1 protein-coding gene is annotated in these 2617 nt (G+C 58.0%); it reads left to right on the top strand.

The window, feature by feature from the left end:
• Positions 1-2617: ImcF-related family protein (locus LGZ99_RS23930; protein ID WP_262979798.1), on the top strand; the 2617-nt coding region annotated here is incomplete at both ends.

The following is a 2617-nucleotide window of genomic DNA, read 5'->3' as shown; positions in this document are numbered from 1 at the left end:
CACTCCTGTTGTGGGGGGGCAGTTTGCAAACTGAACCCGATGCCGCGCAACTGGCGGCCCTGCGTCGCTTGCGCCGTTTCCGTCCGCTCAACGGTATCGTCTGGGCGCTGACCGAACAACAAAGCGCCCAACCGGCCTGGATGGATAAAGCCCTGCGGATGTTGCAGAAACAGGCCCAACAGTTACGCTGGCAGGCACCTGTCTATTTGTGGCAGGTGTGCCACAGTATCTGGTCACAAGAAGGACGGGTGACTCAGGCAGTGGGGGGCTTTTTTCCTGAACGCTGTACCCCCGAGATTGTGGAGACCCAGCTGCAACAGTTGATTGACCCGATACGCAAGCGGGGGATGCAGCAGCTATTGCCCAAGAATGCCCATGATTTTTTGTATCGGCTGGCCTCCACGCTGGAGAAAAAAGGCATTGACCACTGGCGCAAGGTATTGACGCCGTGGCTGGCGGAGTACGCTCAGGTCGTGTCGCTGCGTGGCCTGATGTTCAGTCTGCCGTTGGAAGCGACCCCGGATGCAGGACCGCAAAGCTGGTTGCCCGATGCTGCCTGGCAGGGGGTATTAGATGACAGTCTGCACTGGCATGGCAGACGGGTCGGATGGATCCAGCGGCGCAACGTTTATAACGGCCTGATGGCCCTGGCCTTATTATGGGGAGCAGGCAGTGTGCTCTCCTTTTTCACCAACCGCGACCAGATAATGGCAGTCAACGCGGCGGTGACTGATTTGCAAGCCCGTCCTGAGGCGTCCGACGCCCAGTTGATGGCGTTTAAGGCTCTGCGCGATGAAATGGGCCGGTTACAATATCGGGCCGAACACGGTGCGCCCTGGTATCAGCGTTTCGGTTTGAATCAAAATCAGCCGTTATTGACGGCGGTGCTGCCGTACTACACCCAGATAAATAACCGCCTGATACGGGATAAAGCCGCGGCGATACTGCACCAAAAATTGAGCGCCCTGGTGAATTTGCCGCCGGGCAGCCCGCAACGAGCCTTCCGGGCGAAAGCCGCGCACAACCAACTCAAAGCCTATCTGATGATGGCGTACCCACAAAAAGCGGATGCCGCGTTTTTAACCCGCGTCCTCAGTGAAAACGAACCGGATCGGGCCGGTATTGCCCCCGGCGTCTGGCTGAGTGCCGCGTCGGATTTGTGGGATTTTTATGCAGAAAATCTGCCCGCCCATCCTGAATGGCGGATTACGCCGGACACGGCGTTGGTCAGTCAGGTGCGCCGGATATTGCTGGCGCAGATGGGTCGGCACAATGCGGAAGCCACGCTCTACCAGCAGATGCTGCAATCGGTGGCGAAGGATTATGCCGATCTGACCTTAAGGCAGATGACCGGCGACACCGAGGCGGAGCAGCTGTTTACCACCACGCGGGTGGTACCGGGAATGTTTACCCGTCAGGCGTGGGAAGGGCAGATACAGAAAGCGATTGATAACGCGGTGGCCTCTCGTAAGGAAGCGATTGACTGGGTGCTGAGTGATAACCGTCAGGCCGTCCCGACAGCCGTCTCACCGGCAGAGCTGAAAGCCCGTCTGACCGCGCGTTACTTTACTGATTTCGCCGGGGCCTGGCAGGATTTTCTTAACAGCCTGCGCTGGAACAAAGCGCGTAACCTGTCCGAGGTGACAGACCAGTTAACCCTGATGGCGGATGGTCGCCAATCCCCACTGATAGCGTTGATGAACACCGTGGCGTATCAGGGACAGACCGGCCAGCAAGGCCCGACGTTATCGGCGTCACTGGTGAAATCCGCTAAGACGTTGCTGAATAAAACGGCGGTGCCGGTGATTAACCCGCAAGCCCCCGAACTGAGCGGGCCGATGGACCGCACCTTCGGTCCGTTACTGGCGCTGATGGGGAAAAATAATCCACAAAGTGTGATGACGGCGGACAACACCCTTAATCTGCAAACCTTCCTGACCCGAGTCACGCAGGTGCGGCTGAAACTGCAACAGATGAACACCAGTGACGACCCGTTGGAGATGGCGGGAAGGCTGGCCCAGACGGTGTTTCAGGGCAAAAGCACCGACCTGACGGAGACGCAAGGCTACGGCAATCTGATGGCGGCCAATTTGGGTGACCAATGGCGCGGTTTTGGTCAGACGATGTTCGTGCAGCCGTTAAACCAGGCGTGGCAGGAGATACTGAAACCGTCTGCGGCCAGCCTGAATGCCCAGTGGCAGACGGCAATTGTCGCCAACTGGAACACCGCCTTTGCCGGTCGTTACCCGTTTGCCGGTGGGGAGAGTGACATCTCGTTACCGATGTTGGGGCAGTTTATCCGCCCGGACACCGGGCGCATTGAGCAGTTTTTGACGCGTCAGTTAGGTGGCGTGCTGCATAAAGAGGGTAACCGCTGGGTGCCGGATAAAGTGAACGATCAGGGATTGCGTTTTAATCCGCGTTTCCTGAAAGCGGTGAATCAGCTCAGTCAGTTATCGGATGTGCTGTTTGCGGACGGCAGTCAGGGGCTGCGGTTTGAACTGCGTGCGCGAGCGGCGCGGGATGTGGTGGAAACCGACCTGACGATAGACGGGCAGAAATTACGTTACTTCAACCAAATGGAAAGCTGGCAGCGTTTTCGCTGGCCGGGAGAGAC

This window comes from Photorhabdus temperata, assembly GCF_025384845.1.
In the GTDB taxonomy this organism is placed as follows: Bacteria; Pseudomonadota; Gammaproteobacteria; order Enterobacterales; family Enterobacteriaceae; genus Photorhabdus; species Photorhabdus temperata.
This window is presented reverse-complemented; position numbering and strand designations above follow the sequence as displayed.